The sequence below is a fragment of the Roseateles sp. 22389 genome (assembly GCF_052044995.1).
Taxonomy (GTDB): domain Bacteria; phylum Pseudomonadota; class Gammaproteobacteria; order Burkholderiales; family Burkholderiaceae_C; genus Roseateles.
Genome location: NZ_JBQEOF010000001.1, coordinates 391,239 through 412,651, shown reverse-complemented (window position 1 = coordinate 412,651; position 21,413 = coordinate 391,239). Strand labels below are relative to the sequence as shown.

17 protein-coding genes are annotated in these 21,413 nt (G+C 66.0%); 9 read left to right on the top strand and 8 right to left on the bottom strand.

Features of this window, described 5'->3' with window-relative positions:
* The first annotated feature begins 11 nt into the window (after positions 1-11).
* From ACTJKJ_RS01835 to ACTJKJ_RS01820, 4 genes are read left to right on the top strand one after another with little or no spacing between them, the layout of a single operon-like run.
* Positions 12-1,085 (top strand): FecCD family ABC transporter permease, encoded by a 1,074-nt coding sequence (locus ACTJKJ_RS01835; protein WP_440819415.1) that lies wholly within the window; start codon positions 12-14, stop codon positions 1,083-1,085.
* Positions 1,085-1,873, top strand: coding sequence for an ATP-binding cassette domain-containing protein (locus ACTJKJ_RS01830; RefSeq protein ID WP_183482082.1), 789 nt, complete (start codon positions 1,085-1,087; stop codon positions 1,871-1,873). The genes ACTJKJ_RS01835 and ACTJKJ_RS01830 overlap by 1 nt, the downstream gene beginning before the upstream one ends.
* Positions 1,870-2,712, top strand: coding sequence for a TonB family protein (locus tag ACTJKJ_RS01825; protein ID WP_440819414.1), 843 nt, complete (start codon positions 1,870-1,872; stop codon positions 2,710-2,712). The genes ACTJKJ_RS01830 and ACTJKJ_RS01825 overlap by 4 nt, the downstream gene beginning before the upstream one ends.
* Positions 2,713-2,724: 12 nt before the next feature.
* Positions 2,725-4,179 (top strand): DUF2325 domain-containing protein, encoded by a 1,455-nt coding sequence (locus tag ACTJKJ_RS01820; RefSeq protein WP_440819413.1) that lies wholly within the window; start codon positions 2,725-2,727, stop codon positions 4,177-4,179.
* Positions 4,180-4,206: 27 nt separating this feature from the next.
* Here ACTJKJ_RS01820 and ACTJKJ_RS01815 read toward each other — a convergent pair whose 3' ends face one another.
* Positions 4,207-4,440 carry a hypothetical protein gene (locus tag ACTJKJ_RS01815; RefSeq protein WP_297383041.1) on the bottom strand — a complete coding sequence of 78 codons (234 nt, stop codon included), beginning with the start codon at positions 4,438-4,440 and terminating at the stop codon, positions 4,207-4,209.
* Entirely contained in the window at positions 4,437-4,814 is a 378-nt protein-coding gene (locus tag ACTJKJ_RS01810) for a hypothetical protein (protein WP_297383042.1), read from the bottom strand. The genes ACTJKJ_RS01815 and ACTJKJ_RS01810 overlap by 4 nt, the downstream gene beginning before the upstream one ends.
* A 242-nt stretch (positions 4,815-5,056) precedes the next feature.
* Here ACTJKJ_RS01810 and ACTJKJ_RS01805 point away from each other — a divergent pair, with 242 nt between their 5' ends.
* On the top strand, positions 5,057-8,641 hold the full coding sequence (locus tag ACTJKJ_RS01805) for a hypothetical protein (RefSeq protein WP_440819412.1): 3,585 nt from the start codon (positions 5,057-5,059) through the stop codon (positions 8,639-8,641).
* 18 nt (positions 8,642-8,659) lie between these two features.
* Here ACTJKJ_RS01805 and ACTJKJ_RS01800 read toward each other — a convergent pair whose 3' ends face one another.
* Together ACTJKJ_RS01800 and ACTJKJ_RS01795 are read right to left on the bottom strand one after the other, a co-directional pair.
* On the bottom strand, positions 8,660-9,544 hold the full coding sequence (locus tag ACTJKJ_RS01800) for a hypothetical protein (protein ID WP_297383044.1): 885 nt from the start codon (positions 9,542-9,544) through the stop codon (positions 8,660-8,662).
* Positions 9,545-9,637: 93 nt separating this feature from the next.
* Positions 9,638-10,543: a LysR family transcriptional regulator gene (locus tag ACTJKJ_RS01795; protein WP_440819411.1), complete on the bottom strand. Its 906-nt coding sequence runs from the start codon at positions 10,541-10,543 to the stop codon at positions 9,638-9,640.
* Positions 10,544-10,668: 125 nt separating this feature from the next.
* Between ACTJKJ_RS01795 and ACTJKJ_RS01790 the strand changes: the two genes are divergently transcribed.
* Complete coding sequence (locus ACTJKJ_RS01790) at positions 10,669-11,445, top strand: alpha/beta fold hydrolase (protein ID WP_440819410.1); 777 nt, start codon at positions 10,669-10,671, stop codon at positions 11,443-11,445.
* A 210-nt stretch (positions 11,446-11,655) separates the two neighbouring features.
* On the opposite strand, the gene ACTJKJ_RS01785 is transcribed toward ACTJKJ_RS01790, so the two are convergent.
* Positions 11,656-12,018: a GFA family protein gene (locus ACTJKJ_RS01785; protein WP_440819559.1), complete on the bottom strand. Its 363-nt coding sequence runs from the start codon at positions 12,016-12,018 to the stop codon at positions 11,656-11,658.
* Between the two features lie 260 nt (positions 12,019-12,278).
* On the opposite strand from ACTJKJ_RS01785, the gene ACTJKJ_RS01780 reads away from it, so the two are divergent.
* The 3 genes from ACTJKJ_RS01780 to ACTJKJ_RS01770 all read left to right on the top strand — a co-directional run bounded on the left by ACTJKJ_RS01780 (position 12,279) and on the right by ACTJKJ_RS01770 (position 18,636).
* Entirely contained in the window at positions 12,279-13,847 is a 1,569-nt protein-coding gene (locus tag ACTJKJ_RS01780) for an ankyrin repeat domain-containing protein (protein ID WP_440819409.1), read from the top strand.
* A 612-nt stretch (positions 13,848-14,459) separates the two neighbouring features.
* Positions 14,460-14,714 carry a LysR substrate-binding domain-containing protein gene (locus tag ACTJKJ_RS01775; RefSeq protein ID WP_440819408.1) on the top strand — a complete coding sequence of 85 codons (255 nt, stop codon included), beginning with the start codon at positions 14,460-14,462 and terminating at the stop codon, positions 14,712-14,714.
* Between the two features lie 79 nt (positions 14,715-14,793).
* Complete coding sequence (locus tag ACTJKJ_RS01770; protein ID WP_440819407.1) at positions 14,794-18,636, top strand: CHAT domain-containing protein; 3,843 nt, start codon at positions 14,794-14,796, stop codon at positions 18,634-18,636.
* 500 nt (positions 18,637-19,136) lie between these two features.
* On the opposite strand, the gene ACTJKJ_RS01765 is transcribed toward ACTJKJ_RS01770, so the two are convergent.
* The 3 genes from ACTJKJ_RS01765 to ACTJKJ_RS01755 all read right to left on the bottom strand — a co-directional run bounded on the left by ACTJKJ_RS01765 (position 19,137) and on the right by ACTJKJ_RS01755 (position 21,367).
* Positions 19,137-19,445, bottom strand: coding sequence for a protease inhibitor I42 family protein (locus ACTJKJ_RS01765; protein WP_440819406.1), 309 nt, complete (start codon positions 19,443-19,445; stop codon positions 19,137-19,139).
* Between the two features lie 136 nt (positions 19,446-19,581).
* Positions 19,582-20,790, bottom strand: a complete 1,209-nt coding sequence (locus ACTJKJ_RS01760) for a C2 family cysteine protease (protein WP_440819405.1) — start codon at positions 20,788-20,790, stop codon at positions 19,582-19,584.
* A gap of 250 nt (positions 20,791-21,040) precedes the next feature.
* Entirely contained in the window at positions 21,041-21,367 is a 327-nt protein-coding gene (locus ACTJKJ_RS01755) for a hypothetical protein (protein ID WP_440819404.1), read from the bottom strand.
* Between the last annotated feature and the right edge of the window lie 46 nt (positions 21,368-21,413).

Sequence of the window (21,413 nt, the reverse complement as noted above, 5' to 3'; positions counted from 1 at the left end):
CGGACGACGCGATGAGCACCGTCGGATCCGCCCTGCCGTCGCCGGTCGCCGTGGCGCCGGCCCGCCGCGCCTGGTCGCGACCGGTGCTGCTCGCGCTCACGCTGGTGCTGGCGGTCCTCGCAGCGGTGCAGTTCGGCGCGGTGCCGATCTCGGCCGCCGACTGGCTGAACGGTCCCTGGAGCGACGCGCCCAAGACCGGCGGCGCGCATGTGCTGTGGCAGCTGCGACTGCCGCGCCTGGGCCTCACGCTGGCGGTCGGCGCGGCGCTCGGCCTGTCCGGCGCGCTGAGCCAGGCGCTGTTCCGCAATCCGATGGCCGAGCCCAGCCTGCTCGGCGTCACGAGCGGCGCGGCGGCGGCCGTCGCCCTGACGCTCACCGTCTTCGCCGGCCTGCACGCCGCGCTGCCGGCCGAGGTGCGCCTGTGGTTGCTGCCGCTGGTGGGCTTCTGCGGCGCGCTGGCGGTGTGCTTCGCGCTGGACCGGCTGTCGCGTTGGCTAGCGCCGGGGTCGATCGCGGCGCTGCTGCTGTGCGGGCTGGCGCTGCAGGCGATGACCTTTGCAATCGTCGGCCTGTGCAGCTTCATCGCCAACGACGAACAGCTGCGCGCGATCAACTTCTGGACGCTGGGATCGCTGGCCGGCGCGAACTGGATCATGGCCGCCGTGATGGGCGGCGCGCTGCTGGTGCTGGGCGCGCTCGCGCTGCGCGTCGCCCCGCGGCTGAATGCCCTCGCGCTCGGCGAGGCCGCGGCCGCGCATGTCGGCATCGACGTCGAGCGGCTGCGCTGGCAATGCATCGGCATGGTCGCGCTGCTGTCGGCGCTCGCGGTGGCCTGGTGCGGGAGCATCGGCTTCATCGGCCTGATGGCGCCTCATCTGGCGCGTCAGCTCGTCGGCGCGGACCAGCGCCGGGTGCTGCCCAACGCCATGCTGGCCGGCGCCTTGCTGCTGGTGGTCGCGGACAGCTTCGCGCGCACGCTCGCGGTGCCGGCGGAGATCCCGGTGGGCGTGTTCAGCGCGCTCATCGGCGCACCGTGGTTCCTGGTCCTGCTGCGCGGCGCGGTGCGTCGCATGGGGAGCGCGTGATGGCTTCGCTGCTGACCTTGCAGGACGTCCGCGTGACGCTCGGCGGCACGGCGATCGGGCCGGTGACGGTGCGCGTCGAGCCCGGCGAACGCATCGCGATCCTCGGTCCGAGCGGCGCCGGCAAGTCGACGCTGCTGCGCCTGATCGCGCGGGAACTGCGTCCCTCGGCCGGCCTGCTGCATTTCGACGGACGGCCGCTGGCCACGTGGTCCCCGACCGACCTTGCGCGACGCCGCGCGGTGCTGCCGCAGCAGCATGGCGTCGCGTTCGGGCTGCCGGTGGAGCTGGTCGTCGCGCTGGGTCGCGTGGCGCGCCAGGGCGATGGCCACCAGGACCGGATCGTGCGCGAGGCCCTGGCGCACGCCCAGGCCGAGCACCTGCACGGCCGCCGCTTCGACACCTTGTCCGGCGGCGAGCAGGCGCGCGTGCAGCTGGCGCGCGTCTTCGCGCAGGCCTGGGATGCGCGCGACGGGCTGCTGCTCGTCGACGAGCCGGTCGCCGCGCTCGACCCCGGCCTGAGCGTCTCGCTGATGGCCGCGATGTCCGACTTCGCCGCGGCGCGCGGCCATGCGCTGGTCGCGGTGCTGCACGACCTCAACCTGGCGCTGAACCATTTCGACCGGCTCTGGCTGCTGAAGGCCGGCCGCATGCTGGCCGACTGCGACGCGCTGCCGTCGACGCTGCCGCTGCTGGAGCAGCTCTACGACACGCGGCTGCGCCTGCTGGCCGACGACCATGGGCTCGCGATCCTGCCGCTGCTGGGCCATCCGACGGGAGCGCGCGCGTGACCGCGCCCGCCCTGCGCCTGCACGGATTCGCGCCGCGCTGGACCGGCTGGGCGATGACCGCCGCGGTCCACGCGGCGATGCTGCTCGCACTCGCCAGCGCCTTCGCACCGCAGCGATCCGCGCCGGCCGCGATGGCGCCGATGGGCATCAGCGCGCGGCTGCTTCCATTCACCACGACGGCCGCCGCCACCTCGATGGCGCCATCGGCGACCACGATGGCGCCGATCGCCTTGCCGCGCTCCGCGCTCGATGCACCGCCGGTTCCCGATCTGCCGCCGCCCCTCGTCGAGATCGCTGCGACTCCCCTGCCCGCTCCGCAAACCTCATCGCGCTTGGATACCCCTGTGGCCAGCGGCGTGGCCACCACCGGCATCACCAGCGCCACCAGCACCGCAACCAACCCTGCCGCCGGCGCCGCGGTCGCTCTCGAGACGAACGCCATGCCCGCGCGACAAGCCTTGACGGTGTCGACGGCCACGACGGTGGCGTCGCTGCCCGCCGTGGTGCAGCCACCCGCACCCGTTGCCACCGAGCTCCCCGCCACGCTGCCGGCCGATCACCGCTTGTGCAGCGAGCGCCAGACGGCCCGCCACTACCCGGCGCTGCTGCGCGATCGCGGCATCCAGGGCCTGGTCCGGCTGCGCGTGAAGGTCGATCCCGAGGGGCGCGCGGCCGAGGTCGTCATCGCTGGCGGCAGCGGCTGGCGCCTGCTCGACGAAGCGGCGCGTCGCGTCGCCGAGTCCTGCCCGTACACCCCGGCCCGTCGCGGCGATCAACGCCTGGCGAGCTGGATCGAATACCCGGTGCGCTTCGCGCTCCAGGCCGCCCCCTTGCAGTAAGGAGTCCTCGCCATGTGCGACAAGCCCTCTTCCCCTTCGTTGTTGAGCCTGCTGGCCCGCGCCGACGCCGGCCTTGGCGGGGCGCCGGGCGACGCCCCGTTGCCGACGGCGACCCGCGGCCCGGTGACTGGCGCCGGCGTCTTCATGCAGGAAGGCGAGGCCGTGCCCGCCGCGGTGGCGGGGCTTCCGCTCGCGCAGGCGCTGGCACGCGGCGAGGCTCCCGCGTCGACCGCGGCGCCGAATGCCGAGGACACGCCGGTGCCGCGCGGCTCCCGCCGTCGACGCCTGTGGGAACTGCCGTCGCAGGCCCTGTGCCCGGTCATCGGCGTCTGCCTGCCGATGCCGGTGCTGCGCCGCAAGCTGGGCAAACTGCTCGGCGGCCAGGCCCTGAGCAACGACTACGAGATGCACTGCGGCGCGATCAACGAGTGCGCGCGGCGCGGGCCGGTGTCGGAGATGCTTCAGAAGGAACTGGACCAGCGCTTCGCGATCGCGCTGCGGCAGTCGTCGCAGCACAAGACCGCGGAGGCGCTGACGCGCTGGTGGCATGCCGCGCAGCAGGGCAACGACGTCGGCGGCGCACTGTGGGGTGCGCTCACGCATGCGCGCTGCGACGCCGCGCTGCAGGAGCAGATCCTGCGCGACATCCACATGCTCCAGCACCAGGTCGGCGCCGCGAATCGCGCGGACCTGCAGCGACTCGACGACCTGCAGGACGAGCACGCGGTCCTCACGCGCGAGCTGGCGCAGGCCCAGTCCCGCAGCACGCGCCTGCTGGCGGAGCGGGCACGCGAGCTCGAAGCCTCGCAGGCCGAATGCCTGCGCCTGCGCGGCGAGCTGATGGCGCGCGACACCCTGGCGGCGGGGCTGCGCGACGAGCTGCAGCAGCTCGAGGACAGCATCCCGGGACTGCGGCATCGGCACGAACAGGCCAAGCACCTGCAGACGCAGCAGGAGCGCATCCATCAGCTGGAGCGCGCGCTGCTGACCGCGCGCCAGCAGGCCGAGCGCGAGCAACGGCGCGCGGACGAGCTGCAGCAGGCGCTCGCGCTGGCGGAGCGGCAGTTCCAGCAACCGATCCAGGAAGCGCACGACGTCACGACGTCGACGCTGCCGTCGCTGGATGAGCGCTCGGTGCTGTGCGTCGGCGGCCGGCCGGCAGTGGTGCCGATCTACCGCCAGTTGATCGAGCGCACCGGCGGCCGTTTCCTGCATCACGACGGCGGGGAGGAGGACGCGGTGTCCAAGCTCGACGCGAGCCTCGCGGCCGCGGACCTGGTGATCTGCCAGACCGGCTGCATCAGCCACGACGCGTACTGGCGCGTGAAGGACCATTGCAAGCGGCACAACAAGCGTTGCTTGTACCTTGAGTCACCGAGCGCGACCACGTTGCGACGAGCCCTCGGAACACTGGAAGATTGCGGGCCTCACCCTGAGGCGGCGCCCGAGGCTTCGCCTGGGCGCTGATGGAAGCCGCAGCGTGGCTGCCGCTGACTAGAACGGCGTCCGGTCGAAGTTCGCAACACCTGGGCCAAAAACCTCGATCGCCTTGGCCTTGACAGCTTCGAGCGTCATACGAAGCTCGATCAGGTCGTTGCCGTAGTCGGCGACCTCATCCTCATCGTCGGAGGTCTGACAGATGTTCGCCCACTTCGCGTCCAACTCTGTGAGCGCCTCAAGAATCCGCTGCGCCTGCCAATGCGTCAGCTCCAGCCCTAAAGTCTTCATGCTTGCTTGCCTTGCTTGAAGAAAACACGGAACGCCTTCACGCCCACCTCTTCCAGAAGTCCCTTGAATTTGTCCATGGGCATGTTAGCCGCGGGGCAGATCATGTAATGCCCTTCGTAGTCGCTGACCAGCTTCAGTCCAGAAGGCATCGGCGTCGTCGCATTGAATTGCCAGACCCACCCGCTCATGTCTCGCTTCTTCAGCTCGTTCTCGCTGAACACGCTGACACCTCGTCCATTGGCGATCACCACGATGATGTCGTTGATCTTGGTCCAATCGACATCGCTGGGACGGACGTTCGCAATCCTGGGACTGGTGGCGTTGCCGAGCCGAAAGACGTCCTCCGGGCAGATGTAGAACGATTTGGGAAACATGGGCACCTCCTTTGGAAGCCACCAGTGGACCCCTGCACCCGCCTCTTGGAAAGTGACGTTGGTAAGCGGCTGGCCGACCGTGCAGATGCGTTCACGCCCAACAGGAAGTGCGTCTTCGTGGACCGGCCGCCAGCGCTCCACGGCAGGATGAATCAGCCCACTTCGCAATAGGCACCTCGCCTTCGCTGCCGCCCGACGTCAAGCAGGCAAGCCGCCTACTGTTGCTCCGTCAAGGAGCACCCATGCCTGAATGGCTCAACGCGCGCCCGCTGAGCGCCACCCTCGTCGTACCGGGCACCGAGCGCACGCGGGAACACCCCGAGCAGCCCGCGGCCCCGAAGCTGCTGGGCGATGCCGACCATCCCCTGCGCTCACGCGCGCAGCGTGAGCCCGATCAGGCCGAGGTGCTGAAGGTGTCAGGACGGGCCATGGCCGATGCACCGTCGAACATGGACCGGCCAGGCAGCTCGAAGTTGCGTCGTCGCGTGGCCGCTCATTCGCCGGCGGGGCTGATCCCTTCGGCCTTTCCGGCGCCGATGCCCAGCTTCCTCACCGGCGAGAAGAACGGCACCCCGGTGCCGCTGGGGGCGCATCAGTCGAGTGGTGGCATGCCCCCGGTCCACCACAGCCGCGCGGCGGAGGTGAGGCGCACGCCGGTCGATCCGGGTTTCAGCGAACGCCTGGATGCCGCCAAGGACGCCTTCGATGCCGCGGCCCACGAGCATCAGGCCGCGCCGGGAGGAGACACGCACGACGCACTGCGCGCAGCGGCCGCCGATCTCGATGCGGTGCTGTCCTCGGCGCAGCTGCGCAATCTCGGAGCGGCAGCCCGCATGCACACGGCGACGCGAGTGCGGCTCGATTTCGCCGTCGGCGAGCTCGATCGCATCGACCAACAGCTCGGTGCGGCCGGGCCCGGGCACCGACCGGCGCTCGAGGAGGTGGAACGTCAGCGACCGGCGATGCAGGCGGCGGCCGAAGGCGCGCAGCAGATCCAGGAGTATCACGACGCGGCACTGAATGCGGCCGAACATCGCTTGGTGGCGTTGATGCAGGCGCATCCGCCTGGTTTCATGGCCACCGAGCCCACCCCCGCGCTCACCGCCCAGCTGAGGGCGCTGGCGCATCGGTTGCCCAATCAGCCGCTGAAGGAGGCGATGTCGCGGTCGTCGATGGTCGAGGCCACGTCCCGCATGCTGGCGCATGTCACGGGCGGCGACGCCGCGCGCGGTGCCGACGCGCTGCGGGCGTTGATGGACGCGCCCACCTTGAGCTGGATGTCGACCGCCGGGAATGATGGGGCTGCGCAAGCCGAGGCCGACGTGCAGGCGCTGTTCCGCCTGATGAGCGGCGTGCATCGCGGCACCGAAGTCCTGATGCTCGCCGCGCGCGACCAGGCCACGATCGCGGAGGTGACGCCGCAGTCGCTCGATGTGCGGGCCTTCTGGCGCGCCGATCTGGCACAGCGCCAGGAATCCTCGGAACCCGTGCGAGCCTGGCTCGAAGGCGCCAAACGCGCGGCCATGGCCAGCGCCGAATCGGGCGCGGACGCGTTGATCAGCCAGCGCGACCTGGCGGCGCTGCGCGCAGTGCGCATGGGTTTCGTCTCCAATGCATCGGACTCGCACTACGGCCGCGTCAACAAGCGCTTGACCAAGATGGTCACGCAATGGATCGACCGGGCGCAGGCGCCCGAGGCCGGCATGGCGAGCCGGGTCCAGCAGATGCTCGGCCTGGGCGGCGCGTCCGCGGCGGACCTCGAGCGGGGTACCACGCGCCAGCGACAGGAGCTGGACCCGCCCACCCTGAATCCGCTGGGCAAGAAGACGCCGCTGCGTGCCGGCGTGCTGGAGCGGCTCGACACAGTGGGGGCATCCGTCGGCGTGCGCACGCCGTCGGTGCAGGTGCGCGAGCACCTGGTCGCCGCCGCCCATGCGCTGGAGCAGGCCGGTGGCCAGCTCATCGACCAGGCCTTCGCACGGCGCGAGGCCCCATCGCCCGAGATCGCTATCGGCCGCGCGCTCGGTGCCTTCATGCAGGCGCACCCCGATCTGTCTCCGACTCACACGCCGACCGGCGACGAGATGGCGTCGATCCGGGCGCAGGCTCGCGAGGCCCTGCAGGGCGCGCCGGTGCCCATGCCGCCCGCCGGATCGCTGCTGACCATGGCGATGCGCGCTGCCTCCATGCTGCAGGCCGTCTCGGCCCGATCCCCGCAGCCCGCGACGCAGGACGAGGCGCAGACGGCCGCGTTGGTGGCCCGGGCGAATGAAGGCCTGTCGGCGGCCCATCGCTTGCTGTCTCCGGCGGCCGATGCTCGACAGCGCTTCGTCGACGATCTGTGCGCCAAGCTCGACGGCTGGGACCTGCGCACCCGGCTGCGCGCCAGCGACGGTGGCGTCGTCGGCGCGGGCTTGCTGTCGAACATGTCGATCTCCACGCCGGCGGCGGGCCATCCGCTGATCACGCCCGTGGCGAGCGCCCAGGTCAAGCGCGAAGCCTTCATCGACATCTTCCATCCCATGCAGGGCCTGCAGATCACCGCCGGTTCGATCCGGCAGGCCGGGGGCGAGTTGGGGCTGAGCGCGGGGCCGACCTTCAAGCTCGCCGAGGACGTGCTGGGCTTGCGCCTCTCCGGCGGCCTGAAGGGCGGCTACAACAGCACGCAGGTCGACGGCGCCATCATGCGCATCCGCCGTGAGCCGGGGCGCCTGCCCGAGATGATCGAGCACCTGAAGAACGTGGTGCGCGACCTCGCACAATGGGACACGCTGCGGGACGAACGCGGACAGCCCTTCGACGATGCGGTCGCCGCCCTGCTGGCGCGCAACGGGAAGCTGATCATTTCCGACATGACGCAGGACACCTCGAGCAGCGTGCTGGAGCTGTCGGCGTCGGCCGGCCTCAGCGTGGGTGACCCGCGCCCGGGCCGGCGCAATGCCACTTTCGGCCCGAATGCTTCGGTGCAGCTGTCGACCGAGCGGCAGCAGCAGCTCTATGCGGACCATTCGGGCAACGTGCGCGTGCTCAATGAACAGGTGTCGATCGCGCATCACAAGTTCCGCGCCACGGCCAGCCTCACGGCCAACGTAGGCGACCCGAACAACTACCCGCGTGCCCCGCATCCCGCGCATTCAGCACCAGCGCCGGCCTCAACGCCGGCGCCAGCGCCGTCTCCCTCGGCCGCGCCGCCGGATTCCACCGGGGTCACCGGCGTGAAAGGGCCGATGCTCCTTTCCGGCACCCGCGAATTCGGCCAGTCCTACGAGAAGGTGTCGGTGACGGTGCTCGACTTCGCCGGCACCATCGATGCGGACCACGACCGCTTCTACAACTCACCGCAGCCCTTGATGGCCGAAGTCGAACTCAACCGCGAGCAGTGGATCCAGCGCTACCTGGAAACGCTGAGCGGCTGGACCGAGGAGCAGAAGCAGACCCAGGGCCGGGACCTGGCCCACCGCGACCTCGACCGCTTCCTCGAGCAGGCGCAGGGGCTGCAGGGCAGCAACTTCGCGCACTACAACATCCACGACACGATGATGCCGCAGGCCTCGGGCCACTTCGAGACGCTGTACATGCTCAAGGACGTCGCCAGCGTGACCGGCAACGACGCGATGGCCCAGTCGGTGAAGGCCGACCGCGATCAGCTGTTGAACGAGCCCTCCACATGGCGGCGTTCGACAATGAACCTCTTCGAGCGCGGCAGGTCTTCGGCCATCGACGGGATCAACGTCGTCATCAAGGCGGGGCGCACACAGGGAGCGGACGCGCAATTGCAGATCGCCGAATACCCGTCGCGCAATCCCGCGCCGCCACCGCCGGCTTGAGCCGGAGCGAATCCCTCGCTACCGGATCTGCGCCGTGCCGCCGGGACTGGCGGCCGCATCGCGCTTGCGCTGCCGCGCGCGCTTGATGGCCATCACGGCGGCACTCGCGGCAAAGCACAAGCTCCAGAGGATGAAGGTCAGCCCCAGCGACATCGCTGCCTGGCGCACGCCTTGAATGACCGAAAGGCTTGCCCACCTCAGCGCCTGGGCCTCGTGCGCGAAGCCGTACCAGCCTGCGACGCCGCACACCAAGCCGACGAACGCCAGCCCGCCAGCAAGACGCAGCATCGGAGCCGACCGCACATAGAGCCGCTGGTTGAGCTGTTCGTTGCCGATCTTCTCGCCCAGCGCGCTCCGTCTCAGGAGTTCGAGCGTGTCGGGCTCAATGATGTGCACGAGCGTGTGGCTCAAGATCAAGGCCGACAGCTGCGGCATGTTGGTCATCCCCGGTTCCACCCGGATCACGTGCTCGCTGGCCGTGTGCAGCCGGAACCATCCGCGTGGCTGGGAGGTGTGATCCACCTTGACGATCTGCGTCCAGGCGGCGGATCGCCACCAGCCGAGGATGCCGCGTTGACGCACACCCAGTTCGTTGGCAGTGACCTTGCCGACGAGGTACAGCCAGATGAGCAGCACCGACAGCGCCATCAGCGCGCCCAACACCGGCGCCACCTTGCCGAAAGCCGCGGGCGACGACCGATGCAAGGTCCACAGGATGCCGCCGAAGAACATGCTCCACGCGCCACCGAGGAATCCATAAAGGGGGCTGACGCGGCACGTCAACGTCGTGCCACCCGCTTGAACCGGTGCGCGGAGTTCCTGCCGCAACAGCCACGCTTGATGCGCGATGGTCAAAACGGCCGGCACCAGCAGACAGGCGATCAGGAAGAGGAGGACTTTCATGGCTGGCGCGGATCGTATCGCTCGCGGAGGCGATCAGGCGATGGGGTGGCCGCCGTGGATCTCACGGCAATCCCGAGCCGGCCGGACGCTGGGCTACACGGGATGCGCTCTGCCGCTTGATCCAAACGTGTCAGACGCGAAGTCCAGGAACGAGCGAAGCTTTGGCGTCATTCGGCGGTCGGGCGCGTAAAGGACGTGCAGCGGCCGTGGGGTCGGTTGGTACTTCTTGAGGATCCTGGTCAGCAGACCGGATTGGATGTCCTCGGCCAGCAATTCAGTAGGTTGCAGGATGATGCCGACGCCTGCCACCGCCGCGGCGCGAAGGGCCTCACCGCTGTCCGTCAGGAACTTGCCCGTGATGGGAACCCTGACCACGCCTTCAGGGCCTTCGAAGGACCACTGGGTTCGCAAGGAGGTGTGCGCGAACACCAGGCACTCGTGCCTGCGGAGGTCCTCCGGCGTCCGGGGATGGCCCCGCTTCTTCAGATAGGCGGGCGAAACACACAAGACCAGTTGGTGAGGCGCCAGGCGCTTGGCCATCAATCCACTGTCGGGCAGATCGCCGGTCCGGAAGGCAACGTCGAAGCCCTCATCCACGAGGTCCACGGTTCGATTCGTGAGGCTGAGTTCCACCGACACGTCCGGAAACCGGTTCATGAACTCCGCCAGTCGAGGCGCCAGCGCCCTGCTTCCGAAGGTGATGGGCGCACTGATGCGCAGACGTCCACTGGGAAGCGCTCTCGACTCGTCGATCTGCGCTTGTGCCGCTTCCATTTCGGCCAGGATGTTCTTTGCCCGCTCATAGAAGAGTCGCCCGCCATCGGTCAGGCTTTGTCGCCGGGTGGTGCGGTTCAGCAGCTTGATGCCCAAGCTGCTCTCCAGCGCCCGCACCTGCCGACCAGCCAACTGAGATGACAGGTCGAGCTCGGCCGCCGCTGCGGACATGGAGCCAAGCTCCACGGTCCTGACGAAGACCTGCATGGCACCCAGTCGATCCATTTGAAACACTCCGGACTATGTGATGAGTCACGGGCGCCATTTAATCATTGACGGCTCATATCTAGAGTTGCGTCTATCGATCGATGCCAGCCCCCGATTTCATCCAGTTCACCGAAGGAAAACTCATGTCCGTGGTCAAGACCGCCATCCTCGCAACCGCCCTTGGCGCGTCCGCGCTCGCATCCACTGCCGCTACGACGGCACAGGCCGGGGCGGTCAAGCCTACCGTCGTGCTCGTTCATGGCGCGTTCTCGGATGGCTCCACCTGGAGCCAGGTCATCCCGCTCCTCCAGGCAAAGGGCCTGAAAGTGGTAACCGCCCAGAATCCCCTGACTTCGCTGGCGGACGATGTGGCCGCCACGCGCCGCGTCCTCAGCAGGGAAACGGGTCCGGTGGTCCTGGTCGGTTGGTCCTACGGAGGCGTCGTCATCACCGAGGCGGGACAACAGGAGAACGTGAAGGCGCTGGTCTATGTCGCGGCCTACGCCCCGTCCGAGAACCAGTCGATTGCCGACCTGAACAAGGACTACCCCACGCCCCCTGGCCTCACCACGCTCGTCGCGGACAAGGATGGCTTCCTTGCCCTCACGCCGGAGGGCGTCTCCAAGTACCTGGCCCAGGACCTCCCCGAGGAACGCACCAAGGTCATCGCGGCCACGCAGCATCTCACCCAAGGGAAGAACTTCGAAACCAAGGTGTCCGTCGCGGCCTGGAAGACGAAGCCCTCCTGGTACGTCATCAGCGAGCAGGACCACATGCTCCAGCCCGATCTTCAGCGCGCCCTGGCCAAGAAGATTCAAGCGACCGTGGTGACGCTGCCGACCAGTCATGCGCCACACCTGTCGCGTCCGGCTGACGTGGCGGCGGCGATCCTCGCCGCGACGGCCGCCGTTTCGCCTTGACGAGTCGGGCTGCGCGGCGGCTCGGTGGGTAGCGATGCGGCACAAGGCCGAAGAGGCGCTTGATGCGCAAAGGCCAGGATGGCCGCCATCAGCAGACAGGCGATCAGGAAGAGGGTGACCTTTCTTGTACAGAGTGGACGTTCAACGTGTGAGTTCACCAGCCCGCTGTGGCAGGTCGGGTGGAGCGAAGGGCTAGACGGCCCTGCAGGCCTACTCGTCGATGAATTTCCAGGTGTCCGCTCCGTCGAAGCGACGAACGCGCACAGAGGCGATGAGTTTGGGATCGAAGTTCCCTAGGTTCACTCCATGCCTGGCTCCCGCAGTGGGCTCCAGCGGCTCCCAGTGCGTGACGCAGCCACATGTCTTGCAGTGAATCCTGCGAAGCGTTCTGTCGCCCCAGATGTACTCGGCGGTGGCTTCTGGATGCGCTTCGATCCTCACGGTACCGAACTCGAAGTACACCCATGGCCCGCCAATGCGACGGCACGCTGAGCAATTGCAGTCCGTAGCGACCGTGGGAGTTGACGGCAGCGTCAGTCGGACCGCGCCACAGTGACATGAGCCTTCGTGCATAGCGATCTCCAGAAACACCGGCTGGTTGGCCTCGGCGGTTGGGGGCAGGCCGCATAACGAACAAGAGCGGCGGCCGCCATGCGGCGAAGCCGGCTGGTGGACGTTCGATCGAGATGCGGTCTGATGACAGTTTGATCTTCCACGCTGCATTGTGGTGAAAACCGACGCATCGGCACTGCGTGCTGTCCCGGAAGTCAGAGGGCTTCACCGCTCCGCGCAGCGTAGCCCACGGAGCACCTGGTAAAACGTCTCCGAACGGTATGCTCGAGGGCCGCAGCGCTGACATCCAGGCAATGTCGAATCTTCCGACTCATTCAAATCCAAGCCCTTCCCTCCGAGAACTACTGCGCGCCGGCACGCTTGCCGAGATCCAAGCTGCGATCGGTGCGGGCGCCGACGTGGCGAGCTTTCGTGACGAGCATGGCTACGATGCGATGCAGACGGTGACATTCGGATGCGGCGCGACTCGCGACGACGAGATGCCAGACCTACTTCGGTTGCTGGCCGCGCACGGCGCGCGTCTCGATGGTCAGTCGTCGCATGGCGAATCAGCTCTGAGCGTTCTGTCGCGGCAATGCCGTTTCGACGCCATTCGAGCCTTGCTGGAGATCGGAGCACCCGAAGACCTGCTGGCTTGGACGCCGCTGTGCCGCGAAGTAGCGTTTGGCACGCTTGAGGATGTTCGACTCCGTGCGGCGCATTTTCCGAATGAGCTGGAGGAAAAGGATCGTTGGTCGCGAACGCCATTTGTGCTCGCACTTGCACTGGGGCGACTCGATGTAGCCGAGATGCTCCTCCAGGCTGGAGCAGGGCGCGAGCCAACCGATCACGTCGGTCGACCTCCGATCTTTCATGCGGTGATGTCCGGGCGGACGGACGTCGTCCGTTGGTTGCTTGAGCGAGGTGCGGTAGTGGATGCGACCGACCATGGCGGGAGCACCTCGCTCCTCGACGCGGTAGAAGCAGACGACCATGCGATGGTGGACTTTTTGCTATCCGTCGGTGCCGATCCGAACCACGAGCAAGTCGGCTTTCCTGCGCTCGGCTGCGTCGAATCTCGCGCGATGGCGATCCGCTTGATGGAGGCCGGAGCCGATCCCTCCGCCTTGCGTTACGAGCAGCAGCGCCTATTCCTGGAGGCAACGGTCGCAGCTGCAAGCGATCCGTTCGAAGGGCTTGGCTTGGCCGAATTTGAGCGCGATCGCACGCGTCGTTTCGGTCAGCGTAATGCGCAGACCATGCAGGTTCCTTTCTGGGTCGCGATGGTGCGTTCGGGGCTGACCGGCTACCAAGCCGCCAATCGCTTTGGCGCGGACACATTCGACCGCGCCCGGCCAATTTGGTGCGCGAACCGCATAGGTCAGTCACTCACACTGCTGCCGGACGGACGCGTCGTGCAAGTCGCTGGCGAGCATGAGGATGGCTACGACCCCGACTTCTGCATTTACAACGACGTTTTCGTCCACCATCCCGATGGCCGCCTTGAGATCATTGGCTATCCCGAATCTCTGTTCCCACCGACTGACTTCCATACGGCGACTCTCGTGCGCGACCGCATCATCGTGATCGGCTCACTGGGCTACCAAGACGGCCGCGTCTATGGGACGACGCCGGTTTTCGCGCTGAGCATCGACGACTGGCGCATTGAACACATCTCAGTCTCCGGCGAAGGTCCAGGATGGATTCACAAGCACCGTGCCATTCTGGTTGGAAATGGCGAAATCGCCGTGATCGGAGGTAAGGTGCTGTCGCAGGTGGGCGATGAAGAGATCTCGACAATCAACACACGATCCTTCACGCTGGATCTGGCCGCGCGCCGATGGCGCTAAGCGGCCATCAGCTGCCGCTCGACTTGGCCAAGCGAATACCAGCAGTGCAGCGGTTGCCGTCGTTCGCGTCCGGGAAGTGAGTTCACGGTACGTGGCACGAAGCAGCCATCGACGCATCCGAACCGCCGCCTGATTCAACGAACGCTCTCTGGCGTGCTGCTGTTCAGCAGCGCAGGCACCTGTTCGCACCGTCACCCGTCATCGACTCCCAGCGTGCAGCCATCGACGTACTGATTGCGGCGTCGCGCTCAGCGTCATGCTGCGGCGCCTCTGTGACGTTGCTGACCATATGGCCCCGCCCCAGCAGGCTTTACGCGTTGATGCAGTCTGACCTAGAAGAGGTCGCCGGTGTCAGGGCGAAGCCAGCTCTGTACTCTGAATTTCCTTGAGCCAACTCGGCGTTCATGATGCGGAAGCTGGGCCATCCGAGACTTCGAACTATGACGCCCTCGGGCGAAAGCTCCCCGCTTGTCCTCCCTAAGCTGGCTTCATCTTTGATGACAGCGAAGAAGGTTGAGGCCCCGGCTGTTGCCGGGGCTTTTTTCATCTGTTGAGTCGAGGGCTTCGACAGTCGGCTAGACCTCAACGCGGCGACAGCGCACTTGCATCAGGGTGCTCCTGCCATCGTTGATGGTGGAGGACGCAGTTGCTCGGGGCGCCCTGAAGCGGGTCTTGCCTAGCTTGGAGGCAACCCCCTTGGATCCCCACCTGGCCTACCCCTCAAGAGAGCAGCAGCACGTTAGGGTCCGAAAGTTCATCGAGCACCTGACGGAGGCCCGTAGCCGCCTGAAAAGTAGTGGCTTGGTGGACGTGCTTAGGTCATTCCAGCTGCGACATCGCGCTGAGCAAGGCGAGCGGCTGGGTTGATATGTGGAGCGTGACGTAGCCCAGGCTGGGTATCGCGTCTCATAGACTATGGCGACAACAACAGCGACAGGGAGAAATGATGTCTGAAGAGAAAGTTGGTCTTGAAGGTTTTGATCCGTCCAAGGTTTTCAACGAGGAATATGGTCCCTTTCCCGGGAGCGCAATCCTCATCCTTCATCCAGACCAGCAACAGGTCGTAGGACGCTGTGCTGCGGTCCCTTTCATCTTTCGGAAGGCGGAAGATGAAAAGAGGTTTTATCGCGGATTGACTGTCATCGTTCCACCAACGATGGTCTGGGCCCTGGACGAGGAGGCAACCATCGAGCTACTGGTCGATGGCATCGCAGACATGCACCGTCAGCTGAGCGAAGAGGATCGGGCGGCAATACGACGAAATGTGGTGTTCAAGCGAAGCGCTACGCTCAGCTCCAGCGCTCTGCTCGGCGAGATTGATTCAACAGCTCCGCAACAGTTTGTGATCGTGCCGTGGGTCACGCTGTATAGGGCCGAGCAACTCCCTCAAGCCAGGCAACCTGCGGGTCGCATCCGCCTCGAAGAGGACAACTGGGTGCCCGACACCGCTGAGTTGGCCGAAGCAGCCCTCAAGGTCGCCCTCACAAATGAGTCGTACCTGCTATTGACTAGCCCCGTTGATCGCCCAGCAAAGGATGAGAGCATGGACCGTCTGGAAGCGATTGATGGCTTAGCGATGGTGACTTTTGGCGGTGATGCACAAATGCCTCCGATGACGCAGCTCACGCGTTGGGTGGCGATGGCGAAGAGTGGCCAAGCAGCCGATGCTGTTGCTCAGTTGGAAGCAATGCAGCTTCCAGGGCTGGTCGCTGAACAGATGCGTATGCAGATTGCGAACGCTTCAGGGGACCGAACAACGGCAGCGAAAATCATCCGCTCGCTGGTGGCTCAGACCTCGGTCCAGGGGAGCGTGGCGGTCCAATGGGCGAACATCTGCCTCTTGGCCGGCGATGAGAAGACCGCAGGTGAGCTTCTGTCCGCAGCCTTGGCGAACTTGGCGAACTTGGCGGATGAGCGGCAGCTGGAGCAGTGTCTCGCGATGGCCACTGAGCTTCAACGGTCCGACTTGGTCGAGCTGGCGCGCGATCGGTTGTCGGAGCTTTTCCCTAAGAACGTCAAGCTGAGCTTGGATAGCGAAGTGCGCTTGCTGCAGCTTTGCCACCAGAACGGGCCCGATGCCTCATCGAGTCCGATATCGCGATCCGGCTTTGAGGAGCATCACAACCTCATCGCCACAAACCTGACGGACTGCGAAGCACCTGCCTACGAGCAGACGGTCGAGGATGTCGGAGCGCGATGGCCTGAGCACAAAGAACTCGCCTCGTTGTGCGCCGCGTTGCGTGCCGAGGCGTTGGGAAGCGGTCTGCAGGCAATGCTTCTGGCGTTCCCACTCATCGGTGAGAGCCGATTTTCTCGAGGAGCCACCCGTGTTGTCTTGCGCGTGATGCGTCAGATGCTGCTTGCAGGTGTGTTGAGCAAGGAGGACGTTGAGCTGTACAAGGCGCCACTGACGGCCGTCATTACGCATCTTGGACAACACCCACAGGATGCAGACCTTCGAGCTCACCTGTTGAAGACCCTTTCGGTTGAGCGCGCTGGCAGCATAGGACTGCCGCTGCTGGCCTCGGTCACTCTGGACTTCACGCTGTCGGCTCCTTCGCCAGCGGCTGAGCCAGAGGAGATCGAGGAGGCCTCTGAGGAGGAAATCAAAGAGTTCTTTCAAAGGATGAGGGCTTGGGTAGCCGGTGGCATGGGGCTAGTTGACCCACGCGTGCCATTTCCTTCGAGCGTGGCCGGTCCGAACGCAGCTCAATTGGCTCGGTACATGCTGGGACATATCGAGCGTGGCGCGCCAAGGGCGAGCACGGAGGAGGCGCTGCAGGAGTGCGAGTTCCTGCTCCACTGCATTCCTCCAATGGTTTCGAACGTACCTGAGGGTGTTGACGACATCCATGCGATCCGGACTGTTGCGTGCAAGTACGCGTTGCTAGGCGCCCATCAGCTGGCCCGTGACAGGGCCGAGCTCGTGATGGAAATCGGCAACGGATCGCCACAGCGCCGGCGGCTCGCTTGGGCGGCTTACGCGGACATCTATCTGCGCACGCGCAGCATCCCCGATGCTCTTATAGGGCTGGCATGCGCTGCCTCCACACAGGCTCAGTTGCCCGGAAGTGATCTCTACCAGGAGGTCTATGCGCTGGTCAGAGTGACCAGAGACATTGGTCTCATCGAGATCGCCGAAGGAGTCATGAATGCGTGCCGTGAGCTCTACGCCGGCCTTGGCATGAGCGAGATCATGAAGCACCGCCTGGATGCCACCGCCCTGTCGCTGCGACTTCGGAAGGTCGCAGCGAACGATGTTGTCGGGCTGGGCCAGCTCCTGGACGACTGCCAAGTCGCGCTCATTGATGCAATCCGGCTGGAGGACGAACTCTCTGTGACGGGCTTCATGTTCGCTCAAGTTGCGACCACCTATGAGTCCGCCGGCGGCCAAGTTTCGACGGAAACGAGTGCTTTGAAGAACAAGGTTCTGGAGCTGCTTGGTCAGGACGCGAGCACGATGCTGCGGGCGGTCTCCACAACCAAGCCTACAGCGAGCGATTTGCTGGAGCTGCATAAGCTCACGACGGGAGCGCGCTATGCGGACGACGCGCCAGGTGACGCGTTCTCTGTTCACATCGCTGCTCAACGGCTACTGAGGGCTGAAAACGCCCAGGTCACCCCACAGGAGGCCTTTCTCGCCGCGGAGCTTCTGACAGACAAAGGACTTACCCAGGCGTCGGCCCCGCCCGTGTTGACCGCGAACTCGCCGCTTCAGTACGCGCAGGACCTGGCGCAACGGGGCTATGCCGTCTTGATGGTTGCCTTCGACGACAAGCGCGAGCTGGTCGCAGCCATTGCCGACTCAACGGGCGCCTACGTTGCAAGACCGGCTGTCCTGGCCGAGCCTGCCGAGCTTCGGCTAGCCACCTGGTCGGAGACGTACCCCTACCGGTACGGGCTCATCGAGCCAAGAAAAATGCAGGAAGACGAGCGCACGAAGCGTAAGCGAGAGGTCGGAGACGGCGAGTTCTACTCCTCAATGACGCAGTTCGAAGTCCCTGTTCCTCAGGGCGACAAGATTCTTGTGGTTACGGAGCCAGAGGCGGCTCAGCTGGCCTTCAACCTTGTGCTCAAGGATGGAGAGTTCCTGGGCTACAGCCGAGCCTTGGGTATGGTGCCGTCGCTGGCTTGGTTGGCAGAGGTCCGTCAGAGACCCCGTGACCCTGGCGTCGACCGTCGCATCGCCTGGATTTCGGAAGGACGCAGCAGCGAGGAGCTGCAGACGATGGAGGTGGTGCGGGCCACGATCGAAGTCCCATTGGAGGCACATGGTGTTGCTCTGGACACGTCCACCTCATTGCCGCGGGCGGCCCAAGGCGCGCAGATGGGGATCGTGGTCGCTCACGGGCAGTTGAACTCGGACCAGCGCTTCTTCCAACGTGTAGTCGATGAGGGGCAATTAAAAGAAGCTCCAGATGACCTGGCAGATGCCCTTGCGGACACCGAGCTTGTCATCTTGTTCGTGTGCAGCGGTGGACGTGTGGACGTGCACCCACTCGTCAGCACGACGCTGGGATTGCCCAAGACGCTGCTGAATAGCGGTTGCCGAACGGTCATTGCATCGCCTTGGCCGCTCGAGGCCCTCGCGCCGGGTATTTGGCTTCCCAAGTTCCTGGAGAAGTGGGAGGAGGGCGCGACCGCGATGGATGCATGCCATGCAGCGAACCTTCACGTTGCAAGCCGGCGCGAGCGGGAGCCCCAGGTATCGCTGGCGATGACGGTGTATGGGGACCCTCTGTTGACTAAGCCGGCCAAAGGGCCGAAGGCAGTGCCGGACCTGTCCTGACGGCAAATGCTCGCCTGCCGGTCTTAGCCCGCAGGCGAGAGCCATGCACAAAGGCCGGCTCGAGCCACTTCTGGCCGCTCGCGCTGGCCCTTCATCAGTTGGCGCTCAGCAGAACAGCGTAGACCTGTCTGCGCGCGCGGCAGCCAGGACTGGACATCGAGTACGACGTCAAGCCGATTCAGGCCGGCTGGATGGGCCTGACCCAGGCAGTGCTGCACTGACTCGAGGTCAACAGCAAGCTGAGTCGGCCGGACGGATTCGGCAAAGCTCCGTGCCTCCTACGTGTAGAGGTTCTGGCGGACAACGTCTAGGAGCCAGCTCGCTTGTCCGAATCGGTCGGCTCCAGATGACGCTGTCAGTGCTGCTGCAGACATCTGGCGCGGGAGCGCCCAACGACTGAAACCAGCCTTCCGCCGTAGCTCACGGTCGTGAGCTGAGCGGCAGCATCAGGTCGAGAGCGCCCTTTCACCAAGAGCAGTAGCAGTCACTCCTGACCAGCGCTAAGCCGAAATCACCAGTCCCACCTCATATCGCTCCGTCACCGACCCCTCTCCTTCCCATTCCCGCCAGTGCTTGAGCCTCAGCGTCGTCGTGCCTGGTGCCATGGCCTTGATCGACCATTGCGACTCGCCGCCGCTGCCGACCGTATCCGCCGAATGGACGTGGCGCTTTTCGCCAATCTCCACCAGACGGGGATCGGCATCGAGGGTCCAGCCGTATCCCGTGCTCGGGTTCTCAGGCAGGCGCAGCAGGGCCGAATGACCGACTCGCAGGTCAATCGTCTTGCCGTTGTCAGCCACGCTCAGCACTGGAGCCCTCCTGGCGCCAATCCGATGTCAACGCCGGCCGGCGAATCGGCGCGACGACAACGGCCTCCGCGCCTGGATGGAGTCAGGCGCGGAGGCCGTCACGTGACCCGCTATTGGAGCCATGCGCTCCGTGCGCTCAGCTCGCCCAGCCGAACTGCCAGTAGTACTTCTTGAAGGTGCCCGCGGGAATCGCAAACACACCGCCGGCATTCAAGGGCACCGAGCGCCAGAAGCTCGTGTCATACGCCGACCAGTTGCCCGGGAGGCTGTTGATGACCGGGCTGTTGTGTCCCCACGGATTGCGAAGCACGATGTACTTCGTGTTGTTGACGTAGGCCCAGCCCAGGATCGTGTAGGCGTGATAACCGACGATGCCCGTGCCGCTGTATTCCACCGGCGACGGCGTCTGGCAGAAGGTCCAGGCAGTCATCGGATTGAAGGTGCGATACGACAGGCAGTTGGACCGCACTGCCGTCCAGATGTCGTCCTCGCTGAGCGCCGAGCAGGTCTTGGTGACGCCCGTCAGATTGGTCAACTCCGTCGTCGCCTGCACCGGCCAGCCGCCGGCAATCGGCCCGTAGTTCGGCTCGTCGGTCGCGTCATTGGTCTTCCACTTCGCGAAGGCCTTCTCGTAGACCGCCGGCCAGATCTCGCCGGCTTCGGAAGAGCGCGCATAGATCCAGGCATTCGTGCTCGTCACGAGCGGCACGCGCTCCGACACCTCCATCGTCTTCAAGCCGCCGGAATAGAAGTCGATGCGATCGACGAAGCTCGCCGCCGCGGCGCCGGTGGCGCGCGAGCGCTGCATGATCACGTAGGGACGCGACCACGCCACCGCGGACAGCGCGGCGATGAAGTAGCAATCGCCCAGCGCGCCCTGGACAGGGTCGAAGTACTCGGCGGCCTCTTCGAAGAAGTCACCGGGATCGGCCCAGACCGCCCCTGGCGGCGTGTATCCGGGCGCCGTGACGCCCTTGGCCGCGGTGGCCGACGGCGCGCTGCCCTTGTCCCCGCCGGCCAATGCGCCGACGACACGCTGCAGGGCGTCCGGCGGCAGCTTCGACAGCACCGCCCCCATCGGGCTGCCCTTGGCCATCGACCCCAGGGCCTTGGCCCGTTGGTCGGGCTTCATCTCCTGCAGGCCGGCGAGCGATCCCTGAGAGTCGGCCAGGCCGCTCACGAGGAGGTTGCCGGGGACCGGCGCGGTCAGGTCCTCGACCGACGCACCGAGCGTCTTCTTCACGAAGGCATCTCGATCCGTGACCGCACTCCAGCGCACGTTCCTGCCCAACGCGAGTTCAGCAACCGCGTAGGGATTCGCCAGGCCAACTTTCGGCTCATTCATTGAAGTCTCCCTGTTCATTGACGCACCAGAAGCGGCGTCGAAAGCGGCGGACGTCGTGACCGGAGGATCCGGCCACGACTCGCCACTCGACTGCCAATCTAGGCGTCACCGGGAGGCCCCTCAACTTGACATCTAGGGGGCGGCGCCGCGCTCAGGGGCGCGCCATCCTCAACCTTGCTGATGCGAGGTCGGACAGACGGCACCGAGGGAGATCACACTGGCTCGTCGCCGATCGAGCGCACTTCGATCGTCAACGGGCGGCAGCGCTGGCGGCAGACGTCGATGCCGCCGATGCGGCCGATGCGGCCGACGCTCCCGGCGACGATTCGCAAAGGGGCCGCGCGCCCGCAGGCGGTGTGGAGCTGATGTGGTAGTCCATCTCGCCTTCCGCGCGAGCGCGCACCATCTCGGCAACCACCGCCTCGCGGGTCAGCGGCGCGCCCGAGCGGATCTCCGCGCTGACGTTGCGGCAGCTCTTGGCGACCTTGGGAGGCGCTGGCTCCGTCTTGGGTTGAGACATCGCCAGCAGGGGCACAAGTGAGAGCAGCACGGCGGCTGAAGCAGTGACCAGGCGCATGGGAACCTCCTCATCAAGGAACGAAAAGACCGGACGCGCACGGCGT